The sequence below is a fragment of the Georgenia alba genome (assembly GCF_042665525.1).
GTDB lineage: Bacteria > Actinomycetota > Actinomycetes > Actinomycetales > Actinomycetaceae > Allobogoriella > Allobogoriella alba.
In genome coordinates, this window is sequence record NZ_JBHTCQ010000005.1 from 237,899 (window position 1) to 261,272 (window position 23,374).

Annotated in this window: 19 protein-coding genes; 11 read left to right on the top strand and 8 right to left on the bottom strand. The window is 73.6% G+C overall.

The window, feature by feature from the left end:
* The first annotated feature begins 64 nt into the window (after nucleotides 1-64).
* Nucleotides 65-832, top strand: a complete 768-nt coding sequence (locus ACFQQL_RS18790; protein WP_382396695.1) for an ABC transporter ATP-binding protein — start codon at nucleotides 65-67, stop codon at nucleotides 830-832.
* A complete protein-coding gene (locus ACFQQL_RS18795; protein ID WP_382396696.1) occupies nucleotides 817-2,526 on the top strand; it encodes a hypothetical protein in 1,710 nt (569 codons plus the stop codon). The genes ACFQQL_RS18790 and ACFQQL_RS18795 overlap by 16 nt, the downstream gene beginning before the upstream one ends.
* Nucleotides 2,527-2,552: 26 nt before the next feature.
* Here ACFQQL_RS18795 and ACFQQL_RS18800 read toward each other — a convergent pair whose 3' ends face one another.
* The 4 genes from ACFQQL_RS18800 to ACFQQL_RS18815 all read right to left on the bottom strand — a co-directional run bounded on the left by ACFQQL_RS18800 (nucleotide 2,553) and on the right by ACFQQL_RS18815 (nucleotide 7,043).
* A complete protein-coding gene (locus ACFQQL_RS18800; RefSeq protein ID WP_382396697.1) occupies nucleotides 2,553-4,031 on the bottom strand; it encodes an RNB domain-containing ribonuclease in 1,479 nt (492 codons plus the stop codon).
* Nucleotides 4,032-4,033: 2 nt separating this feature from the next.
* Nucleotides 4,034-4,423 (bottom strand): hypothetical protein, encoded by a 390-nt coding sequence (locus ACFQQL_RS18805; protein WP_382396698.1) that lies wholly within the window; start codon nucleotides 4,421-4,423, stop codon nucleotides 4,034-4,036.
* Nucleotides 4,420-4,779 (bottom strand): sterol carrier family protein, encoded by a 360-nt coding sequence (locus ACFQQL_RS18810; protein ID WP_382396821.1) that lies wholly within the window; start codon nucleotides 4,777-4,779, stop codon nucleotides 4,420-4,422. Before ACFQQL_RS18810 ends, ACFQQL_RS18805 begins: the two co-directional genes overlap by 4 nt.
* Before the next feature lie 116 nt (nucleotides 4,780-4,895).
* Complete coding sequence (locus tag ACFQQL_RS18815; RefSeq protein ID WP_382396699.1) at nucleotides 4,896-7,043, bottom strand: bifunctional metallophosphatase/5'-nucleotidase; 2,148 nt, start codon at nucleotides 7,041-7,043, stop codon at nucleotides 4,896-4,898.
* Nucleotides 7,044-7,264: 221 nt separating this feature from the next.
* Between ACFQQL_RS18815 and ACFQQL_RS18820 the strand changes: the two genes are divergently transcribed.
* Nucleotides 7,265-8,200: a CPBP family intramembrane glutamic endopeptidase gene (locus ACFQQL_RS18820; protein ID WP_382396701.1), complete on the top strand. Its 936-nt coding sequence runs from the start codon at nucleotides 7,265-7,267 to the stop codon at nucleotides 8,198-8,200.
* On the opposite strand, the gene ACFQQL_RS18825 is transcribed toward ACFQQL_RS18820, so the two are convergent.
* Nucleotides 8,169-8,921 (bottom strand): copper homeostasis protein CutC, encoded by a 753-nt coding sequence (locus ACFQQL_RS18825; RefSeq protein WP_382396703.1) that lies wholly within the window; start codon nucleotides 8,919-8,921, stop codon nucleotides 8,169-8,171. The two genes, ACFQQL_RS18820 and ACFQQL_RS18825, sit on opposite strands and share 32 nt — an antisense overlap.
* A 22-nt stretch (nucleotides 8,922-8,943) precedes the next feature.
* A complete protein-coding gene (gene purL, locus ACFQQL_RS18830) occupies nucleotides 8,944-11,196 on the bottom strand; it encodes a phosphoribosylformylglycinamidine synthase subunit PurL (RefSeq protein WP_382396823.1) in 2,253 nt (750 codons plus the stop codon).
* A 165-nt stretch (nucleotides 11,197-11,361) separates the two neighbouring features.
* Here purL and ACFQQL_RS18835 point away from each other — a divergent pair, with 165 nt between their 5' ends.
* Nucleotides 11,362-12,432, top strand: coding sequence for a DUF2804 domain-containing protein (locus tag ACFQQL_RS18835; RefSeq protein ID WP_382396705.1), 1,071 nt, complete (start codon nucleotides 11,362-11,364; stop codon nucleotides 12,430-12,432).
* Nucleotides 12,433-12,436: 4 nt separating this feature from the next.
* Here ACFQQL_RS18835 and ACFQQL_RS18840 read toward each other — a convergent pair whose 3' ends face one another.
* Nucleotides 12,437-14,530, bottom strand: coding sequence for an acyl-CoA dehydrogenase family protein (locus tag ACFQQL_RS18840; protein ID WP_382396707.1), 2,094 nt, complete (start codon nucleotides 14,528-14,530; stop codon nucleotides 12,437-12,439).
* Between the two features lie 17 nt (nucleotides 14,531-14,547).
* Complete coding sequence (locus ACFQQL_RS18845; protein WP_382396709.1) at nucleotides 14,548-15,273, bottom strand: TetR/AcrR family transcriptional regulator; 726 nt, start codon at nucleotides 15,271-15,273, stop codon at nucleotides 14,548-14,550.
* A 78-nt stretch (nucleotides 15,274-15,351) separates the two neighbouring features.
* Here ACFQQL_RS18845 and ACFQQL_RS18850 point away from each other — a divergent pair, with 78 nt between their 5' ends.
* From ACFQQL_RS18850 to ACFQQL_RS18880, 7 genes are all read left to right on the top strand, one after another.
* Nucleotides 15,352-16,695, top strand: coding sequence for an acetyl-CoA C-acetyltransferase (locus ACFQQL_RS18850; protein ID WP_382396711.1), 1,344 nt, complete (start codon nucleotides 15,352-15,354; stop codon nucleotides 16,693-16,695).
* Between the two features lie 15 nt (nucleotides 16,696-16,710).
* A complete protein-coding gene (locus ACFQQL_RS18855; protein ID WP_382396713.1) occupies nucleotides 16,711-18,102 on the top strand; it encodes a 3-oxoacyl-ACP reductase in 1,392 nt (463 codons plus the stop codon).
* Between the two features lie 53 nt (nucleotides 18,103-18,155).
* Nucleotides 18,156-19,121, top strand: a complete 966-nt coding sequence (locus ACFQQL_RS18860; protein ID WP_382396715.1) for a MaoC family dehydratase — start codon at nucleotides 18,156-18,158, stop codon at nucleotides 19,119-19,121.
* A gap of 313 nt (nucleotides 19,122-19,434) precedes the next feature.
* Nucleotides 19,435-20,205, top strand: a complete 771-nt coding sequence (locus tag ACFQQL_RS18865; RefSeq protein WP_382396717.1) for a MerR family transcriptional regulator — start codon at nucleotides 19,435-19,437, stop codon at nucleotides 20,203-20,205.
* Nucleotides 20,206-20,277: 72 nt separating this feature from the next.
* Nucleotides 20,278-20,997 carry a helix-turn-helix domain-containing protein gene (locus ACFQQL_RS18870; protein WP_382396719.1) on the top strand — a complete coding sequence of 240 codons (720 nt, stop codon included), beginning with the start codon at nucleotides 20,278-20,280 and terminating at the stop codon, nucleotides 20,995-20,997.
* Nucleotides 20,998-21,040: 43 nt separating this feature from the next.
* Nucleotides 21,041-21,604 carry a dihydrofolate reductase family protein gene (locus ACFQQL_RS18875; protein ID WP_382396721.1) on the top strand — a complete coding sequence of 188 codons (564 nt, stop codon included), beginning with the start codon at nucleotides 21,041-21,043 and terminating at the stop codon, nucleotides 21,602-21,604.
* 75 nt (nucleotides 21,605-21,679) lie between these two features.
* Nucleotides 21,680-23,335, top strand: coding sequence for an ABC-F family ATP-binding cassette domain-containing protein (locus ACFQQL_RS18880; RefSeq protein ID WP_382396723.1), 1,656 nt, complete (start codon nucleotides 21,680-21,682; stop codon nucleotides 23,333-23,335).
* Nucleotides 23,336-23,374 lie beyond the last annotated feature (39 nt).

Sequence of the window (23,374 nt, forward strand, 5' to 3'; positions counted from 1 at the left end):
TCGGCCACCGTCCTGGCCGGTAGGCCATGGCGCACGGCGAGGCGGCGCCGGAATGCTGACCGGCATGACCACCAACCCGGCCTTCGAGCTCGACGGCCTCACCAAGGACTTCTCCGGCACGCTCGCCGCGGACGCCGTGTCCGTCGCGGTCCCGGTCGGGTCGCTGACCGGCCTCGTCGGCCCCAACGGCGCGGGCAAGACGACCTCGCTGTCGATGGCCGTCGGTCTGCTGCGCCCGGACGCGGGCACCGCCCGCGTCCACGGCGTCGACGTCTGGGCCGACCCTACTCGCGCCAAGGCGATGCTCGGCGTGCTGCCGGATGGCCTGGCACTGCCCGAGCGCCTCACCGCGGGCGAGCTGCTGCGCTACTGGGGGCTGCTGCGCGGCATGCCTCCGGAGATCATCGCGGCACGCACCGAGGAGCTGCTGCGCATCCTCGAGCTCGACGAGGCCGAGACCAAGGGCGTGCGGGTCATCGAGTTCTCCACCGGCATGCGGAAGAAGATCGGGCTCGCGACGGCGCTGCTGCACGCCCCCAAGGTCCTGGTGCTGGACGAGCCTTTCGAGGCGGTCGACCCGGTCTCCGCGCGGGTGCTGCGGGCGATCATGCGGCGGTTCGTCGCGGCCGGCGGCTCGATCGTCATCTCCTCGCACGTGATGTCGCTCGTGGAGGACCTGTGCGACCGGGTCGCGATCATCGCCCGCGGCCAGGTCGTCGCCGACGGGACGCTGGACGAGGTACGCGGCGGGGCGAGGCTCGAGGACGTCTTCGTGTCGCTGGTGGGCGAGCGGACCATCGCGGAGGAGGAGCTGGCATGGTTGGGATCCTGATCCGGCTGCGGTTCGCCATCCAGCGGCACACCCTGCGATGGAAGCGGACCCTCGGCCTGGCCCTCGGGCTGCTGGGCGCGGCGCTCACCTGGGCGGCCGTCCTCGCCGCCGCGGACCCGGCCCGGCACGACGTCGCCACGCTGGCCCTGACGTTCTGGCTGGTCGGGTGGGTGATCGGGCCGATCCTCACCTCAGGGGCGTCCGTGCTGCGGCCGGAGTACTTCACCCTGCTGCCGCTGGACCGGCGGCGGGTCGGGTTCGGGCTGCTCGCGTCCGTGTTCGTCGGCGTCGGCGCGTTCGTGACGGCGCTCGGGATCCTGGCGACCGTGGGCTACGCCGTGCGCGCCGGCTCCGCCGTCGCCGCGGCGGTGGCCGTCGTCGTGGGCCTGCTGTACCTGATCGGTGTGGTCGGCCTGTCCCGGGCGGTCTACGCCGTGCTGGGGGCGGCGATGCGGACGGCGCTCGGGGTGGAGATCGCGGCGATCCAGTACGGGCTCCTCCTCGCCGCGTTGTTCGCCGGCTGGCTGGTGGTCTCGCCCGTGGTCTCCGCGACGCCGGTCCTGATGTCCACCGGGCTGGCGGCGATCCCGGTCGCCGGGCAGGTGCTCGACGCGCTGCCGTCCGGCTGGGTGGTCCGCGCGATCGACGCCGCCGCGGCGGGGGAGGTCGGTGCGGCGCTCGGCTGGACGGCGCTCGTCGCCGCCTTCGCGGCGGCGGCCGTGGCCGCGGCGACGGCGATGCTGGTACCGAACGTCGGTGGTCGCGCCACCCGGCGGCTGCGCCGTCGCCCGGTGCGCCCGCGCCGGCCGGTGCTGCCCGCGACACCGCTCGGGGCGGTCGTCGGCAAGGAGCTGCGGACCTGGTTGCGTGACCCGTGGCGCAGCCTGGAGATGCGGTCCTCGATCTGGTTCGGGATCGTCCTGGCGGTGCTGCTGGTGGTGTCCGGCGCCGGGCCGTGGGCCGTCTGGGCCACGGTGGCGGTGGCGCTCATGGCGGCGCTCAGCGGCGCGAACCTCTACGGACAGGACGGCACCGCGCTGTGGCAGCTCGTGGTCGGGCAGTCGCCGGCCGCGGTGCGGGCGGACGTCCGTGGCCGGCAGATCGCGATCGTGCTGGCGATGGGCCTTCCGGCTGTGCTGATGACCGGCATCATCGCCCCGCTCACCGGCGGCTGGGCGCTCGTGCCGGCGGTGCTCACCACGATCGTCGTGCTGCTCGGCGTCGGCAGCGGAGTCTCCGCGCTGATGTCCGTCCTCGCCGTCACCCCGGGCGTGGAGCCCGCCAAGCGGGCCAACCCGAACGACGGCGGCGAGAACTCCCTCGCCATCCAGGTCGCGCTGTGGGCGGCGCTGCTGCTCGCCGCACCGACGGTCGCCCTCGTGGTGCTGCAGGTGACCGGCGTCCTCACCCAGCCCTGGCTGCCCGCCGCGGCCCTGGCGCTGGCGCTGGTGAACGGGCTGCTGGCGGCGTGGGGGCTCGGCCGGCTGGCCGTCCACGTCCTGTCCGGTCGCCTCCCGGAGACCTTCGCCCGGCTGCGCTACCCGGCGATGCGGGTGCGCGCCGAGTCGGAGGGCGGCGGGTTCCTGGACTCCATCGCCCGCGCGGCCGAGAAGTCGGCACACCAGGAGCGCGAGGCGGCCGAGGGGAAGAAGCCGGCCAAGCAGCCCGAGCAGGCCGGGCGGCCGGCGCGCTGACCCCTCCGCAGGGCGAGGGCGTCGCCTCAGCTGTCGGCCGGCTCGAACCGGACGCGTCGCTCGGGTACGTCGACGTCGACGAGCCGGACGGTCACCGGCTCCCCCACCGGCAGGTCGCGGCCCTCGATGCGCCCGTGCACGGCGGGCTCCGCGACGGCGACGGTGCCGTGCCGGAGCCCGTCCTTGCCGTCGTCGGCCTCGAGGATGACGCCGTCGAAGGTGTCCCCGACGCGGTTCTGCAGGACCAGCGCCTCGAGCGCGTCGACGGCGCCGCGCTCGTAGGCGTTCGCCCGCCGGGTGGTGGTCGCCATGGTCTCGGGCAGTCCGTCCAGGCCCTCCAGCACCCACGGCGGGACCTCGGCGCCGGCGCAGTGCGCGCGGCAGATCTCCAGGCCGTACCGGTCGACGAGACGCCGCAGCGGGGCGGTGACGTGAGCGTAGTCCGCGGCGATGGCCGCGTGGCGCGTCTCCTCCGGCTGGTGCTCCTGCCCGCCGAGCACGAGGTAGCCCGCACCACGGAAGAGCAGAGTGGCTTCGTTGAGGAACGCCGCGTGCGCCGGAACGCCCGAGTCGAGGCGGTGCAGCAGGTCGGCGTAGGGAGTCTCCCGCGACCAGTCGACGCCCAGGGCCCGGGCGGAACGCCGCAGCCGCTCCACGTCACGCGGGTCGGCCGCGGGAAGCGTCCGGAGCACGCCCACACCCGCGTCCAGCATCATCTGCGCCGCGGCCATCCCGGTCAGCAGCGAGATCTGGGCGTTCCATCCCTCCACAGGGAGGGTGGCCCGGTACGCCAGGACATAACCGTGGTCGTTCTCCTCGACGAGCTGCTCGGGGATGTCCAGGGAGACCCCGCCCCGATCCCGCTCGATCCGCTCCCGGAGCTGGCCCACGGCGCGTAGCAGGCTCGGCAGGTCCGCCGGCACCGAGGGAGGCAGGCCGGAGTCGGGCCCGCCGTCGAGCGCGCCCTGAATCTGCTCGTACGTCAGTTGGGCCCGCGAGCGGACACGTGCGAGGTCGACCGAGGCCTCGACGAGCTCGCCGGCACCGTCGAGCCGGAGCTGCCACAGGTAGGCGGGTCGATCCTCGCCGGGCAGCAGGCTGGCCGCGCCGGCGCTGAGCGCCGCGGGGTGCAGCGGGTAGGAGCCCGTGGGGCCGTAGACGGTGACACCGCGGTCGTGGACCGCGCGGTCGAGCGCCCCGCCTGGGGTGACGAACGTGGCGAGCGCGGCGATGGCGTAGCGGACCAGGTAGCCCTCGCCGTCGCGCTCCAGGTGGAGCGCCTGGTCGAGGTCGCGGGAGCCGGGCGGGTCGATGGTGACCAGCGGCAGGTCCGTGGCGTCGGCCTCCGGCGGCGGGCCGGGCGGGGCGGAGGCCGCGGCCTCGGCCTCCGCGAGGGCGTCTGCGGGGAAATCCGGGGCGATCTCCAGCTCCTCGCGGAGCCGGTCGAGCGCGCGGGTGACCTGCTCCGGGGCGGCCGTGTCCAGGGCGAGCTGTCGTGCGGGCAAGTTCAGCTCTCCTCCTCACGCGGCGTGCCGCCGTCCCGCTCGGCCTCGAGCCGGCGCATGCGCCGTGCGCGGCTGCGGAGCGAGACCCGGTCCACCACGAGGGCGAGCACGGCGCCGCCGATGCCCCCGAAGAACCCGCAGGTGAGGAAGAGGAGCCAGAAGAGGTCGCTGCGCCCCACGACCTGACCGGTCCGCACCGCCTCCGGCGACGGCGGGACGCCGGAGAGCAGGTACGCCAGGACACCACCGAGGATGATCCCGGCGACGACGAATCGTCCGTACCGGGGGGCGCGGCGCACGGTACGGCGATCGACGGCGCCCGCGACCCGGACCTCGTCGCCTTCCTCGGGCCTGCGGCCCTCGCCGTCCGCGTCGGGCTCTGGCTCGTTCACCCTGCGAACCTACCCGGGACGGTGACGAGCGGGAGCACCGGCCCCAGGTCCGCCCGTGCCCCGGACGCGGTTACCGCGCCGGACGCGAGTGCCGCCGGCCACCCGATCCGGCCCGTCGCGAGCGCCAGCCAGGTCTGCGGGTCGGTCTCCACGACGTTGGGAGGTGTGCCGCGGGTGTGTGCCGGACCGGCGATGGCCTGGACCGCGCCGACGGGCGGGACCCTGACCTCGACCGAGCGGCCGGGCGAGCTGGCGGCGAGCTCCTCGAGGGTGAACCGGACGGCGGTGCGGACGGTGGCGGCGGCGACGTCCTCGCCGGCGTCCGCCGCCCCTACCCATGCGGCGAGGGCACGCATGCCCTCGGCCTGATCGATCCTGCGGCGCACCCCTGCACGGTAGCGCGGAGGCCGGCTCCCCGGGTCCCGGCCTCCGCGCCCTCGTCCGCCACCGCGCGCCGGTGGCCTCACGCCCGTCAGGCGGTGACGGTGCGCCGTCGCGCGAGCAGGATGCCCGCGGTCCCCAGGAGGATCAGGGCCGCCGCCACGGCCGCCAGCTCCTCCGGCTCCGTGCCGGTCTCCGGCAGCTGGTCGATGGGCGCCTCGCCCGGGTCATCACCCGGCTCCTCCCCCGGATCCCCGGTCGGCGGTGCGGGCGTGGCCCCCTGCCCGGTGACCTCGAGGGTGAACGGGATCGTCTGGACGCTCTCCTCGGTCGCCCCGAAGACGAGCTCGAACGTGATGACGTCGCCGTCCTCGTACGCGGAGAGGTCCGGGACGGTGAAGGTGACCGATGCCTGCCCGGTCTCGTCCGTACCCGCCGTCACCGTGTTGTCCACCGGGTACCGGCCGATCTCCTCGCCATCCATGAGGAGGGTGACCTCCTCCGGCTTCGGCTCGTCGGAGGTGAAGGACAGCGACGACAGGTCCAGCGCGACCTCCTCACCGCCCTGGTACTCGGCAGCAGGGTCGCTCAGGAAGGTCACGCCGATCGAGCGCTGCGTGTAGTCCGGCGTGAGCTCCTGGTTCGCGGCCAGGTAGTCGACAGTGGCGTCGCGGTCGACGTAGCCGGTGTCGTTCACCGCGCTCGCCTCGGTGAAGACGTCGAAGCTGTCGCCGCCGGCGGCGAGGAAGTTGATGGTCGCCACCCGGTAGGTCGCCTCCGGGTCCACCGGCTCGCCGTCGATCTCCAGACCGAGGACCCGCGAGCCGGGCTCGGCGGTCGGGTCGTAGTAGTACTGCACGCCGCTGCTGAGCCCGAGCCGCAGGCTGCTGTGGTCCTCCTCGGACGGCTGCAACCACTGCTGCTCGAGCATGGTGACCAGCTGGGCGCCGGTCAGGTCGGCGACGGTGAGGGTGTTGCCGAACGGGGAGACGGTCGCCAGCTCGGAGTAGGTGACGACGCCGTCGCCGTTCGGATCGAGGTCGGCCCGCAGGCCGCCGGGGTTCATGACCCCCAGGTCGACGTCCTGGCCGAGATCCTCCGCCTTCCAGACGTAGGCATCGGCTAGCAGGTTGCCGAGGGTGGACTCGGTGCCGCGGTTGCCGCCGGTGTTCGTGCCGTCGTTCGTGCCGCGGTTGAACGAGGCGGTCACCGTGCCGACCTGCTGGGCACCGAGCTCCTCCGCCTCGGCGAAGGCGGCGTCGACCGTGTCCGCGACCTGGCCGACCGCCGGATCGAGCGTGCCGACATCGACGACGGAGCCGTCCGGGCGCGTGAGCTCCCGGGTGCCGGGCTCGTACGTCCCGACCGGGAGGATCTCCTGCGTGACGGTGCTGACCTCGTCCGTCTCGGGGTCGTAGTTGATCCGCAGGTGGGCGAGCTGCTCACCGCCGTTGACCGTCTGCAGCACCGGGCGGCCGCCGATGGTGTCGTTGACCTCGAGATGGCTGTGGCCGGTGAACAGGGCGTCCACGTCGTCACTGAGGCCGCCGGTCAGGGAGTCGTACGCCGCCTCGTGGACGAGGGCGACGACGACGTCGGCCTCGCCGTTGTCCGGGTTGCCGTCGGAGAGCTCGGCGGCGGTCTCGTTGACCGCTTCCGCCTCGTCCGAGAAGGTCAGGCCCGCGATGCCGTCCGGCGAGACGGCCTCCGGTGTCGAGGTGGTCACAGCGCCCACGAAGCCGACGCTCACCCCGGCGGGCGCCTCCCACACCGAGAACGCCGGGAGCTCCGGGCTCCCGCCCTGGACGTTGGCGCCGGTGTACTCGAAGTCGGCACGGTCGGCGACGCGACCGACCAGGTCCTCGTAGCCCCGGTCGAACTCGTGGTTCCCGACGGCGGAGGTGGCCAGACCCATCTGGTTGAGCACGTCGATGGTCGGCTCGTCGTCCTGGATCGCCGACTCGAAGGTGGAGCCGCCGATGTTGTCCCCGGCCGAGACGAACACGGTGTCCGGGTTCTCCGCGGTGAAGCCCGAGACCAGGTCGGCGAGGCCGGGGGCCTGCACCAGGGCGCCGTGGAAGTCGGCGACGTCGAGGATGTCGATCGTGACGGTGCCGTCGTCCTCCTCGATCGCCGCTGCCGGCAGGGCACCGAGCCCGACGGCGGAGAGGGACAGGACACCCAGCGCAGCGGCCGGGCGCAGCATCGGTGCGCGTCGGCGCGCGCTGGAACGTGGCATCAGGGGACCTCGACGGGGGCTCGATCGGGACGGGACAGGCGGCAGGCGCCGCTCGGATGCTAGCGGCATCGAGCGTGGCATAGGTCACGATTCGGTAAAGCGCGTCAACGTTCACGCGGCGTTCACGCGGTGGGCCGCGGGTCTCGGTCCGTCTGCTGGCCCGGCTCGTCCGCTCGGGTTTCTCACTGGCGACACTCAGGTCGGGAGGCGAGGGTGGTGCCATGACGACGTCGAGCCCGGCGCCCTCGGCCCAGCAGCTGCCAGACCCGACCGCCAGCTACAACTACTTCCAGACCCTCCGCCCGGTGCGGCCGAGGTGGTGGCGCTCGCTCCTCGGGCTGCTCGTCATCGGCGGCGGCTACGTGGGGCTGAGCGTCGGCCTCTCCCTGCTCGCCTCGTTCGCGGACCGGGCGGCCGGCCGGACCGACGGCCTGAGCTCGGGCTCGTTCACGCTGACGCCGATGCTGCTGCTGTCCGTGAACCTCTCCGCGGCGGCCCTCATCCCGCTGTCCCTGCTCGTCGAGCGCCTGCTGTACCGGCGCAGCGGCCGACTCCACTCGGTCGAGGGTCCGCCCCGTGGACCGTGGCTGCGGCGGGTCGCGCTGATCATCGTGCCGCTGTTCGCGGGCTACGCGGTGCTCGCGGGCCTGGCCGTCGTCCGGCCGGGCAGCGAGCTCGCTCCGGAGTGGACCGCATGGCTCGCCGTCGTGCTCCTCACCACACCGCTGCAGGCCGCCGGGGAGGAGTACGGCTTCCGCGGCGCGGTCGGGCGCATCGTCGGCTCATGGTTCGCGCCCGGCTGGCTGGCGGTGACGGCCGGCACCGTCGCGTCCGCGGCGGTGTTCGCCGCGGCACACGGCTCGCTCGACCCGTGGCTGCTGGCCTACTACGCGGTCTTCGGCGTCATGATGTCGGTGGTGACGTGGCAGACCGGCGGTCTCGAGGCCGCTGTCGTCGTGCACGTCTCGAACAACGTGGTGCTGGGCGTGGTCGGTGCCCTCACCTCGGACATGTCGACGGCGTTCGACCGGAGCGTGGGCACCGGGGGGCCGTTCATGCTGGTGCCGATGGTCGCGATCGTCGGGCTCGGGGTCCTCATCATCGCGGTCGCCCGTCGGCGCCGCGTCACGCGCCTCGCTGCCCTCCGGACGGGCTGAGCTCCGCGACGGCGGACCGGGCCGCGGCGACCAGGCCGGGGTCGGTCGTGGTGTACACGTCCGCGCCGCCGCCAGGCCCCGATGGACCGGCCGACGCCGGACCGCCGGCGCTGAGATGGACGGCGTCAGCACCGGCGTCCACCAGCGCCACCACGTGCTCGGCGCGCACCCCGCCGCCGGCGACGATCTCCAGCCGGCCGTCGGCGGCCGCGGCGAGCGCCTCGATCACGGGCACGCCCTCGAGCGCTCGCGGGGCTCCGCCGGAGGTCAGCACACCGGAGACGCCGCAGTCGAGGAGCTCCTCGACGAGTCCGGCCGGGTCGGCCTGCCACGGACCGAGGAGGACATCGACGCAGCGGTGCGCCACCACCGGGCGGCCCTCGGCGGCACGGACGAGGGTCCGGAGGGTGGACCGGTCCAGCCCGTCCTCGGTGAGGGCGCCGACCACCACGCCGGCGACCCCGGCGTCGAGCAGCGCCTCGATGTCCCGGACCATGGCGGAGACCTCGGTGGCCGTGTGGACGAACCCACCGGCCCGTGCGCGGACCAGGGCGCGCACCGGAACGCCGAGCGCGGTGACCAGCTCAGTGACGCCGACGCTCGGGGTCAGGCCGCCGACGTCGAGCGCCTGGCACAGCTCCAGGCGGTCGGCGCCGCCCTCGCGGGCGACCCGCGCCCCCTCGGCATCCTGGACGGCGATCTCGAGCAGCATCGCCGTCATCGTCCCACGGCGGGCGCGACGCTCAGGCGAAGTGACGCGGAAGGGTCCTGGCGGAGGTCTCCCGCAGCTCGGTCAGCGGCAGCTCGACGACCGTCTCGGCAAGGCCGGCGAGGCGGAGCGTCTCCCCGCCCGTGGTGCCGATCCGGGCCGCACGCACGCCGTGGGTGTCGGCCAGCTCCTCGAGCCGCCCTTCCTGGCCCTCGGCGACCGCGACCAGCGCCCGGGCACCGGACTCGGCGAAGAGGGCGGTGGCCGCGTCGACGCCGTCGCGCTCGAGCAGGGCGGCGAGGTCCACCTCAGCGCCGACCCCGAACCGGAGAACGGCGTCGACGAGCGCCTGGGAAAGGCCGCCCGCGGAGAGGTCGTGCGCGGCGTGCGCCACGCCGTCGACGGCGCCGACGAGGACCTCGGCGAGCGCCTTCTCCGCCGCCAGGTCGACCCGGGGCGGCACCCCGCCCAGGTGACCGTGGACGACGTCGGACCAGACGGACCCGTCCAGCTCCTCCGCCGTCGTGCCCAGCAGGTAGATCGCGCGGCCCGCTTCCGTCCAGCCCGACGGGGTCGCCGTCGCGACGTCGTCGAGCACGCCGAGGACGCCGACCACCGGGGTGGGGTTGATGGAGGAGTCGAGGCGGCCGGGCTCGCCGGTGCCGTTGTAGAGCGAGACGTTGCCGCCGGTGACGGGCACCCCGAGCTCGCGGCAGGCGTCGGCGAGCCCGGTGATCGCCTCGACCAGCTGCCACATCGCGTCGGGGTCCTCGGGCGAGCCGAAGTTCAGGCAGTCGGTGACGGCGAGCGGCCGGGCCCCGACGGTGGCCACGTTCCGGTACGCCTCGGCGAGGGCCTGGGCGGCACCCGTGCGCGGGTCGAGCTTGGTGAAGCGGCCGTTGGCGTCCGTGCTGATCGCGACCCCGAGCCCGGTGGCCTCGTCGACGCGGACCACGCCGGCGTCGTCGGGCTGCGCGAGGGCGGTGTTGCCCTGGACGTACCGGTCGTACTGGTCGGTCACCCACGCCGCCGAGGCGAGGTTCGCGGAGCCGGCGAGCGCGAGGACCTGCCCGCGCAGGGCGGATGCGTCACCGGGGCGTGGCAGGTGCCGGGCGGAGGCGGCGTCGTCGGTGAGGGCGTCCTGCCAGGCCGGACGGGCGTACGGACGGTCGTAGACCGGCCCCTCGTGGGCGACGGTCTTGGGGTCGACGTCGACGATGCGCCGGCCGTGGTGGTCGATGGTGAGCCGCCCGTCCCCGGTGACCTCGCCGATGACCGCGGTCTCGACGTCCCACTTGGCGGTCACGGCGAGGAAGGCCTCGAGCCGGTCGGGCGCGACGACCGCCATCATGCGCTCCTGGGACTCGCTCATGAGGATCTCCCCGGCGGTCAGGCTGGGGTCACGCAGCAGGACCTTCTCGAGGTCGACGTGCATGCCGGAGTCGCCGTTGGAGGCCAGCTCGGAGGTGGCGCAGGAGATCCCCGCGGCGCCGAGGTCCTGGATCCCCAGGACCAGCTCCTGCGCGAACAGCTCGAGGCAGCACTCGATGAGCACCTTCTCCATGAACGGGTCGCCGACCTGGACGCTGGGACGCTTCGACGGCTTCTCCGCGTCGAACGTCTCCGAGGCGAGGATGGAGGCGCCGCCGATCCCGTCGCCGCCCGTGCGTGCCCCGAACAGGACGACCTTGTTGCCCGGGCCGGTGGCGTTGGCGAGGTGGATGTCCTCATGCCGCAGGACGCCGACGCACAGGGCGTTGACCAGCGGGTTGCCCTGGTAGGAGGCGTCGAACTCGGTCTCGCCGCCGATGTTCGGCAGCCCCAGGCAGTTGCCGTAACCGCCGACGCCGGCGACCACGCCGTGCACCACCCGGGCGGTGTCCGGGTGCTCGACGGCGCCGAAGCGCAGCTGGTCCATGACGGCCACGGGCCGTGCGCCCATGGAGATGATGTCCCGGACGATGCCACCCACGCCGGTCGCGGCGCCCTGGTACGGCTCCACGAAGCTCGGGTGGTTGTGCGACTCGACCTTGAACGTGACCGCCCAGCCGTCTCCGATGTCGACGACGCCGGCGTTCTGCCCGATGCCCACGAGGAGACGCTCGCGCATCGCCTCGGTGGTCTTCTCGCCGAACTGGCGCAGGTGGCGCTTGGAGGACTTGTACGAGCAGTGCTCGGACCACATGACCGAGTACATGGCGAGCTCGGCGGCGGTGGGGCGGCGGCCGAGCAGGTCCACGATGCGGGCGTACTCGTCGGCCTTGAGCCCCAGCTCGGCGTAGGGCATCGCCTCGTCGGGGGTTGCGGCTGCGTGCTCGACCGTGTCCGGTGCGGTGGTGACACTCACGGGAGGAGTCTAGGGTCCGCGCCGAGCCTCGGGTGCCGCCGGCTGCTGCGCACTGATGTGCTGAACCGTGCGGTATACGGCACGTTTCGGCACATCATCGCGTCGATGAGCCGCGATGATGACCTCGTGCTGCGCGAGATCACCGAGCCGGTCGACCTGTGCCTGCCGTCCGGCGTGCTCAACCCGGCCGCGGTCGGGTGGACGCGCCGGCCGCTGCACCGTGCGAACCTCCGGGTCAGCGGCGGCCTGGCCGTCGGGGACGCGATCGGCCGCGCGGCGATGTGGAGCCGGACCAAGCGGTGGGAGTACTGGTGCGTGATCACGCCCACGCACGTGCTGGCCACGACGGTCTCCTCGCTCAACTACGCCGGGGTGCACGCGGTGTGGTTGCTGGACCGGGGCAGCGGCGAGCAGGTCGAGGCGGCGGTGACCGCACCGCTCGGCGGGGACGTGACGATGCCGACGACGGTCGGCGGTGGCCCGGTGCGCGCCCGCTCGGGACGGCTGGCGATCGCCGTGGACCCCGCTCCGGGCGAGGGCCCGCGCCCGGGCGCGCGGCTGCGGGCGGTCAGCCCGCGCGTGCGGTGCGACCTACGCATCGAGGTCCCGCCCGGTCACGAGAGCCTCGGCGTCGTGGTGCCGTGGAGCGACCGGCAGTTCCAGTACACGGTCAAGGACGTCGCCCTGCCGGTGTCCGGCACGATCTGGGTGGACGGGCGGGAGGTGCCGGTCGAGGAGCGTGCGCCGTCCTGGGCGGTGATGGACGTCGGACGCGGCCGCTGGCCGTACTCGGTGGTGTGGAACTGGGGCACCGGCTCCGGCGTGGTCGGCGGCGTGGTCACCGGCCTGCAGCTCGGCGGGAAGTGGACCGACGGGACCGGCTCGACGGAGAACGCGCTCCTGCTCGACGGGCGGGTGCACCACCTCGGCGAGGACCTGTCCTGGGCGTACGACCCGGGCGACCACATGGCGCCGTGGTTCGTGACCGGTTCGCGCGTGGACGTCCGCCTGGAGCCGTTCGCAGAGCGGACCTCCGCCACCCGCCTGGGGATCATCTCCTCCGAGCAGCATCAGGTCTTCGGCACCTGGTCGGGCTGGGTCCAGGACGACGGCGGAGCCCGCCGCAGCGTCGACGGCCTCGTCGGGTTCGCCGAGGACGTCGCCAACCGCTGGTGAGGCTCTACCGCAGCGACTTCTCGCTCACCGGCTCCTGCCCCGAGGCGCGGCGACGACGTGCGTGGTCCCGTGCCTCCGCCTGACGCTCCTGCTCGACGCCGGTCGCGATGGTGGCCCGGAGGTGCTCGGGGGCGTAGCCGAACGCGTCCACCAGGAGCCGGGCGTGCGGGCGCAGCCGTGCGAGCAGCCGGTCCACGTAGCTGGTCACGGTGCGGGCGCGCTGGGCGGAGATGCGGCCCTCGGTGAGGTACCAGGCGAGGTTCTTCTCGATGAGGGTCAGGCCGTAGAGATCCCGCAGGGTGCTCAGGACCTCGCGGGTGCCGGCGTCCCGGACCTGCCCCAGCGCTGCGGTGAACGCCTCCCACTGGAGGAGCTCGGCGTGGGCCCGCGCGGCCTCGATGAGCTGGTGCTGGTGGCTGTTGAACAGGGCGGCCGCCTCGGCGGGTGGCGCCTTGCGGGCGGGCCGCAGCGCCAGCGCGATCTGCTCGACCATCGCCTCCACGCGGTCCTCGAGGAGCTCCCGCTGGGTCTCGGCCTCGCGGAGGTGGCCGGCCGAGCGGGCACGGGACCCGGAGTCCCGGATCGACTGGGCGGCACGCCGCAGCGGGGTGCGGTGCAGCGTCATGTCCGCGGCGCGCTCGGCGACCCAGCGGACGGCGCCGGCGATGTCGACCTGGGCCATCTCCTTGCCGTAGTCGGTGAGCAGCCGCTTGCCGACGAGCTGGAGCAGGACGTTGTTGTCGCCCTCGAAGGTGACGTAGACGTCCATGTCCGCCCGCAGGCCCGTCAGGCGGTTCTCGGAGATGAAGCCGGCGCCGCCGCACGCCTCGCGAGCCTCCTGGAGGGTCTCCAGCGCGAGCCAGGTGTTCACCGGCTTCGCCGCGGCGGCGAGGGTCTCGAGGTCCTGCCGGTCGGCGTCGGTGTCGTGCTCGCCGGAGAAGACGCCGTGGAAGCGCTCCAGGAGCTCGTTGTGGGCGAAGCCGGCCGCGTAGGTGCGGGCGAGCAGCGGCAGCAGACGGCGCTGGTGCTGCTGGTAGTCGAGCAGGACCTGCTCCTCGTGCTCGTCCGCCGTCGTGAACTGACGCCGCTCGGTGCCGTAGCGGATGGCGACGGCGAGGGCCATCTTGGCGGCGGCAACCGCGGCACCGGAGAGGGAGACGCGGCCCTGGACGAGGGTGGAGAGCATGGTGAAGAAGCGCCGTCCGGGGCTCGCGATCGGCGAGGAGTAGGTCCCGTCGGGCGCGACGTCGCCGTACCGGTTCAGCAGGTTGGTACGCGGCACCCGGACGTGGTCGAACCAGATCCGGCCGTTGTCGACGCCGTTGAGGCCGCCCTTGTGACCGTCGTCGGCGCCGTCGACGCCCTTGCAGTAGCGCAGCCCGCCGACGCCGTCCTCCTCGCGGACGGGCACGTAGAAGGCGTGCACGCCGTGGTTGACGCCGCGGGTGATCAGCTGGGCGAAGACGACGGCCGCGATGCCGTGCACGGCCGCGTTGCCGATGTACTCCTTGCGCGCCGCGGTCACCGGGGTGTGGATGACGAACTCGTCGGTGTCCGGGTCGTAGGTCGCGGTGGTGCCGAGCGCCGCGACGTCGGAGCCGTGCCCGATCTCGGTCATCGCGAAGCAGCCCGGGACCGAGAGGTCCATGATCCCGGGGAGGAAGCGTGCGTGCTGCTCGGCGGTCCCGAGGTTCGCGACGGCGGAGCCGAAGAGGCCCCACTGCACGCCGGCCTTGATCTGCAGCGACGGGTCGGCGACCACGAGCTCCTCGAAACCGGCGAGGTTGCCGCCGGGGTCGGCGCCGCCGCCGACCGCCTTCGGGAAGCCGCGGAGCGGCTCGCCCCGCTCGAGAAGCAGGTGGAGCTGGTGCATCGCGCGCTCCCGGTGCTCGGCCAGGGGCAGCCCCTCGATCTTCTGCATGTCCGGGTCGAGGGCGAGTTCACGGGCGTTGCGCCGCTGCTCGGCCCAGCGCCCGTCCAGGAGGCGCGCGAGGGCGACGACGTCGACGCGTGGTCCGCCCGCGGGCGGTGGCGCAGGCACGGCGGGCACGGCGGAGGTCCGGGCGGCGCGGGGGCCGTCGGTGGAGGTCGTGGTCATCGGGTCTCCGGTTCTGCTCAGGCGCGGGTGGTGGCGGTGCGGGTGCGGCGAAGAACTCCGACGGCGCCGTCCCAGAGCCAGTTGGACAGGTGCAGCGCGAGGGCCTCGCGGTCGAGCCCGGTGGCGCTTCCGCCGGCGTCGGCGTCGTCGGGGTCGTCGAGCCGGTCACCGAGCCACAGGTCGACGGCGCCGCGCACCAGGCCCACGACGCCCGCGGCCCAGAGCCGCGCCGCGGTGAGGGTCTCGGCGTCCAGGTCCTCGCGCGCGGGGACCTCGTCGTCCTGCCCCGTCAGGGCCGGCAGGAGGGCGTCCACCACGAGGTCCGCGACCTGGGAGACGAAGCCGCGCAGCTCCCCGGCGTTGGCCTCAGGACGGCTGACGAAGGCGTACACGTGCGGCGAGGCGTCGACCATCTCGAGGTAGACGCGAACCATCGCGGAGATGCGTTCGCGCGGGCCGCCGGCCCCGGCGGCGGCCTCCTCCAGCGCACCCTGCATCCGGGCGAGCACGGCGTGCCCGACGGCCACCTGCAGCCCGGACTTGTCGGTGAAGTAGCGGTACAGGATCGGCTTGGACGTGCCGATGTGGGCGGCGATGTCCTCCATGGACACGTCTGGGCCGCGGTCGTGGACCGCGCGGCGGGCGGCGCGGACGAGCTCCGTCCGGCGCGCGGCGCGATGGTCGGCCCAGCGGGTGGCGCGTCCGTCGGTGGGGGCGTCCGAGGGGACGTCGGTGACCGGCATCACGTAACCGACAGTATCAGGTACTGTCGGTACCGATAGGACGCTCGGTCCCGAGACGAAAGAGACGAGGACGACGACGTGACCACCGACCCCTCTGCATCCCCGACCCCACCCGAGCGACGCGCGGCCGTCATCGGCTCGAACCGCATCCCGTTCGCCAAGGCGGGCAGCGCGTACTCCTCCGCCTCGAACAAGGACATGCTCACCGCGACCCTCGACGGCCTCGTCGCCCGGTTCGGGCTGGCCGGTGAGCGGCTGGACGAGGTCGCGGCCGGCGCGGTGCTCAAGCACTCCCGGGACTTCAACCTCGCCCGGGAGGCCGTGCTGGGCTCGGCCCTGGACCCGCGCACGCCGGCGTACGACGTCCAGCGCGCGTGCGGGACGGGCGTCGAGGCGATCATCGGCGTCGCGAACAAGATCGCGCTCGGCCAGGCGTCGGTGGGCATCGGCGGCGGCGTCGACTCGACCTCCGACGCCCCGATCGTGGTCTCGGACCGCCTCCGCAAGGTCCTGCTCACGGCCGCCCGGGCCAAGACGCTGCAGCAGCGGCTCAAGGCGTTCGCCCGTCTGCGGCCGGCCGACCTGGCCCCGGTCGCGCCGGACGTGGCCGAGCCGCGCACCGGGCTGAGCATGGGCGAGCACCAGGCCCTCACGACGGCGGCCTGGGGCATCACCCGCGAGGCGCAGGACGAGCTGGCACTGGCCTCGCACACGAACCTCGCCGCGGCCTACGACCGCGGCTTCTTCGCCGACCTCATGACGCCGTACCGGGGACTCACCCGGGACGAGTCGCTGCGGGCCGACACCTCGATGGAGAAGCTGGCCAAGCTCAGGCCGGTCTTCGGCACCGGCGGCTCCGCGGAGGCGGCCGCAACCATGACCGCCGGCAACTCGACGCCGCTGTCCGACGGCGCCTCCGCCGTGCTCCTCGCGTCGGACGCCTGGGCCACGGAGCGCGGGCTGCCGGTGCTGGCGCACGTGGTGGACGCGCAGGTGGCGTCCACCGACTTCGTCACCGGCCGGGAGGGCCTGCTCATGGGTGGCGCCTACGCCATCCCGCCGCTCCTGGCCCGCAACGGCATGTCTCTGCAGGACTTCGACCTGGTGGAGATCCACGAGGCGTTCGCCGCGACGGTGCTGGCCACGCTCGCCGCGCTAGAGGACGAGGAGTTCTGCCGCACGCGCCTCGGGCTGGACGCCCCGCTGGGCGCCGTGGACCGGGCCCGGCTCAACGTCACCGGTTCGTCGCTCTCCGCCGGCCACCCGTTCGCGGCCACCGGCGGGCGGATCGTGGGGACGCTCGCCAAGCTGCTGCACGAGCGCGGCGACTCCGAGGTCCGGACGGGCGAGAAGGCCCGCGGCCTGATCTCGGTCTGCGCCGCGGGAGGCCAGGCCGTGACGATGATCCTCGAAGCCGCCTGAGTCTGGAGATCTCGGATGAGTGACACCTACCTCGACCTCGTCAGCTCGGGGCCGGCGGCGAGTCTCGCCAAGAAGCTCGGGCTGCCCAAGCCGGCCCGGCTGCGCCGCACCGACCCGTCCTCTCCCGACTGCCCGCTCACGCCCGGCCCGGTCCTCGTCCTCTCCGACGGCGGGTCCGGCACCGACGCGGACACGGTCGCCTCGGACCTGCTCGCCTGGGACCTCGACGTCCGCCGGGACACCCGGCTCGGTGAGCACGACCGGTGGGGTGCCGTCGTGCTGGTCCTCACCGGCCTCTCCCACCCGGCCGGGCTCTCCGAGCCGGCGCTCGCCCTCGGCTCGGTGCTGCGACGGCTCGCACCCGGCGCCCGCGTGGTGACACTCTCCCGGGGCGCACCACCCGCACTGGCCGCCCCGGTGGGTGCGGACCCTGCGGTGTCGGCGGCGCGGAACGCGGTCGACGGGTTCCTCCGCTCGCTCGCCAAGGAGCTACGGGCCGGCGCGACCGGCAACGGGCTGGTGCTGGCGGACGGCGTCGGGCTCTCCGCACCGTCCGTCCGCGGGGGCCTGCGGTTCCTGCTCTCCGCCCGCTCCGCATTCGTGGACGGCCAGCTCCTGCAGGTCGGCAGCGACGGCGGGGCCGAGCCGGCCGACTGGACCCGTCCGCTGGTCGGCGGCGTCGCCGTCGTCACCGGTGCCGCTCGCGGCATCGGGGCCGAGGTCGTCCGCGTGCTGGCCCGCGACGGCGCCCGCGTGCTCGGCGTCGACGTCCCGGCAGCGGGCGAGGCCCTCAGCACGGTGATGAACTCCGTGGGCGGCATCGCCCTGCAGCTGGACGTCACGGCCGACGACGCTGCCGAGCGCATCCTCGAGGTCGCCCGGTCGCGGTTCGGGCACCTCGACATCGTGGTGCACAACGCCGGGATCCTGCGGGACAAGCTGCTCGCCAACATGACGCCCGAGAGGTTCGACGGCCTGCTCGCGGTCAACATCTCCGCCCCGCTGCGGATGAACGAGACGTTCGCCGCGCCCGGCACGCTCGGCGGCGACGGCGTGGCGCCGCGCATCATCTCGCTCGCCTCGACCTCGGGGATCGCCGGCAACCGTGGGCAGACCAACTACGGCGCCGCGAAGGCGGGCATCATCGGCATGACCAGGGCTCTCGCCGGCCCGGTCGGCGAGGCGGGCGGTACGGTGAACGCCGTCGCGCCCGGGTTCATCGAGACCGAGATGACGGCCTCCATCCCGCCCGTGCCGCGGCAGATGGCCCGCTGGGGCAGCTCGCTGCAGCAGGGCGGACGTCCGGTCGACGTGGCCGAGGCCATCGCCTTCCTCGCCTCTCCGCAGGCGGGGGGCGTGAACGGGCAGACGCTGCGGGTGTGCGGGCAGATGATGGTGGGCCAGTGAGTGGGCCGGTGACGGGTCACGGGCCCGACGGTCACGAGCACAGCGAGGTGGGTATGTCGGAGTCCGAGCCGGCGCGGCGTCGGGCGCGCACGAGCCGTGGCGGACGTCCCGCCACCTCCTCCGGCCCGCCCGCCGGGTACCGCGAGGAGCGCCTCGCCCGGATGCCGACCCTGGCATCGCTCTACGCGAAGGCCGTGGGGCGGACGGGGCGCCTGGTGCTCACCAAGCCGCGGGCCCGGGACCTCCCGGCGATCGCCCTGCGGGTCGACGGCGTCCGTGCCGAGGCAGCCCACCTCGCTGACTACCAGCACCTGGTCGGCGAGCCCGGCACGGACACGCTCCCGGCCGGGTACGTCCACATCCTCGCGTTCCCGCTCGCCATGGCGGTCATGGTCCGCGAGGACTTCCCCCTGCAGGTCCTGGGCCTCGTCCACGTGGCCAACCGGGTCGAGCAGCGGCGGGCCCTCGAGCTGCACGACGCCGTGACCGTCCGGGCGTGGGCACAGGACGCTCGACGGCACCGTCGGGGCGTCACGGTGGACCTCGTCGTCGAGGTCACCGCCGGCGAGGAGGTCGCCTGGCGCGGGGTGTCCACCTACCTGGCCAAGGGCCGGATCCCCGCGGGGCTGACGGTCGGCGAGCCCACCACGCGCGAGCACGAGCCCGGCGAGACGGCCATCCCCTCCGCCCCCACCGCGGTGTGGCGGCTGACCGCGCGCGACACAGCCCGCTACGCGGAGGTCTCGGGCGACCGCAACCCGATCCATGTCTCGCGCCTGGGCGCGCGCCTCTTCGGCTTCCGCCGGCCGATCGCGCACGGCATGGACACCGCCGCGCGGGCACTCGCCGGGACACCGGCTCCCCTGCGGCGCAAGCCGTTCGCCTGGTCGGTCGAGTTCGGCAGGCCCGTGCTGCTGCCGGCGACCGTCGCGTACGCCACGACACCCGACGGCGGGTTCGTCCTGTGGGGCCGGCGCTCCGGGGCGGTGCACCTCACCGGGAGCATCACGCCGCTGTAAGGGCGCACATGTCCACACTTCCGGCCGTGCCGCGGCGTCGCGGCGCACGGCCGGGACCGGTGCGCGCGCCGTCCGCTGACGTGCCGTGTTGCGTGTCGAGACAACTCCCGTTCACCCAACGGACAGAGTTATCCACCGGCGCTGTCCACACCCTTGTGCACATACACACAGTCACCGGAAAGACCCTGTGGACACCCGGTTTCGCCGTCGAGCGGGGGTGCTCCACATCACCACGGACGAGCACTTGCGCTTGACGTAACGTCAACCGGCAGGGTGGTTCCCGATCGATCCGGACGACGGAAGGAGCTTGGTGATGGACGCGACCGAGTGGTCGATCCACGAGGTCACCCGGGCGACCGGGGTCACGAGCCGGACCTTGCGTCACTACGACCAGATCGATCTGCTCAGCCCGACCAGGACTGGCGCGGGCGGTCTGCGGTACTACGACGAGGACGCACTCGTGCGCCTGCAGCGCATCCTGCTGCTGCGCGAGCTCGGTCTCGCCCTGCCGACGATCGCCCAGGTCCTCCAGGGAGAGCAGGACACCGTCGAGGCGTTGCGCACGCACCTGAAGCTCCTCGAGCAGGAGCGGGAGAGGGTCGCGCGTCAGATCGCCTCGGTACGTCGAACCATCGAGAAGAAGGAAGGAGGTGCACGACTCGTGGCACAGGACATGTTCGACGGGTTCGATCACACGCAGTACAAGGATGAGGTCGTCCAGCGCTGGGGGTCGGAGGCCTATGCGGCCGGCGACCGCTGGTGGCGCGGCCTCAGCGAGACCGACCGGACCGCCTGGAAGCAGGCCGCCGAGAAGCTCGCGACGGACTGGTCCGCGGCCGCCGAGCGCGGCACGGACCCGGCGAGTGCCGAGGCTCAGGACCTCGCCCGCCGCCACGTGGAGTGGCTGCGCGGGATCCCCGGCACGCCTGGGTACGGAGCCGAGCCGGTTCGTGAGTACATCCTCGGCCTCGCCGAGATGTACGTGACCGACGCGCGGTTCGGCGCCAACTACGGCGGGACCACGGGCGCGGAGTTCGTCCGGGACGCGCTGCGCGTCTACGCGGACGAGCACATCCCGGCGTAAATCGGCTGGGACGCCGCGGGCATGCCTCGTACTCTCGGGCATGCCCGCGGCGCGTGCGGCAAGGAGGGTGCGATGGTGCTCCAGAGCGAGGACCGGCCTTCCGGCTCCCCGTGCGTCGAGCGGGTCTGGCGCGGGCACATCAGCGGTCTGCAGCGCATGAGCTCCGTCGCAGCCTCGACCTGGGAGCTGGTGTTCTGGGACGACGGCGGGATCCCACGCGTCAGCGTGCGTGGGCCGGAGACCGTCGCCACCACGGTCGAGACCGACGTGGAGTCCGCCTCTTGGGGCATCATCTTCCGTCACGGCACGACGATGCCGCATCTGCCGGTCGCCCGGCTGGTGGACTCCGAGGTCGAGAGTCCGCACGTGACGGCGCGCACGTTCGTGCTGCGGAGTGAGGAGTGGGAGACCCCGACGTACGACAACGCCGAGGTCTTCGTGGACCGCTTGGTACGCGCCGGCGTCCTCGCGCGCGACCCACTCGTCGCGGATGTCCTCGCCGGGGACCGCGCGCGGCTCGGGGCCCGGTCGGTGCAACGCCGGGTGCGGGCGGCGACGGGCCTGACGCAGGGTGCCATCCGCCAGATCGAGCGCGCCCGCGAGGCGACCATGCTGCTGCGTGGGGGCACGGCCGCGCTCGATGTCGTCCACGGGCTCGGGTACTACGACCAGCCGCACCTGGCGCGTTCGCTCTCCCGTTTCATCGGGCGAACGGCCACGGAGCTGCGCCAGCACCGGGCTGAGGAACCGATGTCGCTTCTGTACAAGATCGGGGACGGCCGGCCTGCCTAGCGTGTGCCCGACGTCGCGAGGCGCGACAGCAAGGAGAGCACGAATGGGAACGGTTGCACTCACCGAGTTCATCTCGCTCGACGGCGTGGTCGAGGCTCCCGGGGGCGAGGATTTCCGGCACAAGGACTGGAGCTTCCGGTTCGACCGCGGAGAGGACGGCGACCGGTTCAAGGTCGACGAGGCCCTGGGGGCCGCCGCACTCCTCATCGGCCGGACGACATACGACTCCTTCGCCGATGCCTGGCCGGGGCGGCAGGGCGACCTCGCCGAGAAGTACAACACCATGCCCAAGTACGTCGTCTCCTCCACCCTCACCGACCCGACGTGGCAGCACACGGAGGTGATTACCGGCGACATCACGGCCGAGGTGGTCCGGCTGAAGGACGAGATCGACGGCGAGCTCCAGGTCCCTGGCAGCATCCGGCTGGCCCAGTACCTCCTCGCGCACGACCTCGTCGACGTCATCCGGCTGATGACCTTCCCGGTCGTCCTCGGCACCGGCCGGAGGCTCTTCGGCGAGGCGCACGACCTCACCACGTGGACGCTGACGGAGGCCCGCCGGGTCGGCGCGGACATCCTCGTGACAGAGCACCGCCGGGCGCATTGACACCTCGGCCGTCCGTCACCGCCCGGGCGTAAAACACCGGGACGTCGCGCGGCTCGGCTCCGTAACCTCGGAGCCATGCCCGCAGCGCTGCACGCCTCCGACCTGGGCGCATCCCGGGGGGCACGCCGGCTGTTCACCGGTCTGACGTTCACCGTCGCCCGTGGTGACGTGTGGGGGCTGGTGGGCGCCAACGGCGCCGGGAAGTCGACCCTCCTGACCGTCCTCGCCGGGCTCCCGACGACGGCGGCCGTCGAGGGCCAGGTGACCCTCGCGCCGCCCGGGGCGACCGTCGGGTACCTGACGCAGGAACCCGAGCGCCGGCCCGGCGAGACCGTCCTCGACCTGCTCCGCCGTCGGACCGGCGTCGCGGCCGCCGCGGACCGCATGGACGCCGCGGCGCGGACGATGGCGGATCGGCCGGAGGACACCGCGGCCGGCGAGGAGTACGCCATCGCCCTGGAGCGGTGGCTCGCGCTGGGCGGAGCGGACCTGGAGGAGCGTGCCGCGGCCGCACTCGCCGACGTCGGACTCGGCGCCGCGCCATCGGCCCGCACCACCTCGCTCTCCGGTGGCGAGGCGGCACGTGCGGGCCTGGCCGCCCTCCTGATCGCCCGCTACGACGTCCTTCTGCTGGACGAACCGACGAACGACCTCGACCTGGCCGGCCTGGACCGGCTCGAACGGTTCGTCGCGGAGTCGCCGGCGCCGATGGTGGTGGTCAGCCACGACCGCGAGTTCCTCGCCCGATGTGTCACGGGGGTCGTGGAGCTGGACGTCGCCCAGCAACAGGTGCACGTCTTCGACGGCGGCTACCAGGACTACCTGACCGAGCGTGAGATCGCTCGAACCCACGCCCGCGAGGCGTACGAGGAGTACGCCGGGCGCGTCGAGTCCCTTCGAGACCGGATCCAGACCCAGAAGTCGTGGGTGGACAAGGGCGTACGGAACGCGCGGCGGAAGGCACCCGACGGTGACAAGCACATCAAGCAGCGCAAGCTGGCCCGCACAGAGAAGCAGGCCGCCAAGGTGAGCCAGTCCGAGCGAGCCCTGGAGCGGCTCGAGCGGGTGGAGGAGCCGCGCAAGGAGTGGGAGCTGCGGATGTCGATCGCGCAGGCTCCCCGCAGCGGCGCCGTCGTGGCGGTGCTCGACTCCGCCGTCGTGCGGCGCGGCGCCTTCGTGCTGGGCCCCGTCACCGCGCAGGTCGAGTTCGGCGACCGGGTGGTCCTCACCGGTGCCAACGGTGCCGGGAAGACCACCCTGCTGGACCTGCTTCTCGGGCGGGTGGCCCCCGATGAGGGGCGCGCGTCCCTCGGCGCCGGCGTTGCGGTCGGGGAGATCGACCAGGCGCGAGCGGCCTTCTCCGGCACGGAGTCCGTGGCGGAACGGTTCGGTGCGTTGCTGCCTGACTGGCCGGAGGCGAAGGTCCGCACCCTGCTGGCGAAGTTCGCGCTCGGCGGCGAGCATGCCCTGCGCCCGGCCGGGTCCCTCTCGCCGGGCGAGCGGACCCGGGCCGGCCTGGCGCTGCTGCAGGCACGCGGGACGAACCTGCTGGTGCTCGACGAGCCCACGAACCACCTCGACCTGCCCGCGATCACGCAGCTGGAGCAGGCCGTCGAGTCCTTCCCCGGCACCGTCCTGCTCGTCACGCACGACCGGCGGATGCTGCAGGAGGTTCGGGCGACCCGCCGCTGGGACGTGGCGGCGGGCCGGCTCAGCGAGACGCTGGTCTGACCTGGCCTGACCGGCGGACGGCACCGCCACGCCGGACCT